Annotated in this window: 1 protein-coding gene; it reads right to left on the minus strand. The window is 62.1% G+C overall.

The features are described from left to right. Positions 1–467, minus strand: a 467-nt coding sequence (locus tag M8013_RS00200; protein WP_271265832.1) for a DUF6631 family protein, incomplete at both ends; no start/stop codon positions are given.

Here is a 467-nt window from a genome sequence, read left to right on the forward strand (position 1 = left end):
CCGTATCCTCCGGCGATGAGGCAAGCATAGATGTCTGCCCAACGGCCTTCCTGGCCTCTTCGGCTGCCCGTTCGGTTTGAATTCGGTCCACCACCGCCCCGATAAAGAAAGGGCCGTTCACCAGCCACCAGACGTACAGCAGGAAGTTTCCATCCCGGTGCGGCAAACCTTTCACCCATTCTTCGTCGACGTCGGCCGCCACTGCCATCAGGTGCGGGATGAGATCCGAGTGCTGGCCGAGCACCACCAGGATCTGCTCTAGGTCGGGAAGCACAGCCCCTTGACTGATGGCATACAGGTCATCGAGCAACGGCTGGATCATGGGGCGTAGCCGCAGCCCTTCGACGAATCCGTACTCGCGCACGGTCAGCTTGCGGCCGGCGACCTCGATCTCGCGTTCGGGGTGCAGTATCTGCAGATCATCCGCTCCTTGCGCAGCAGCGGGGCCGGGCTTGGCCTTACGTTCT

Source organism: Silvania confinis (assembly GCF_025564085.1).
GTDB classification, from domain to species: Bacteria; Pseudomonadota; Gammaproteobacteria; order Enterobacterales; family Enterobacteriaceae; genus Enterobacter; species Enterobacter confinis.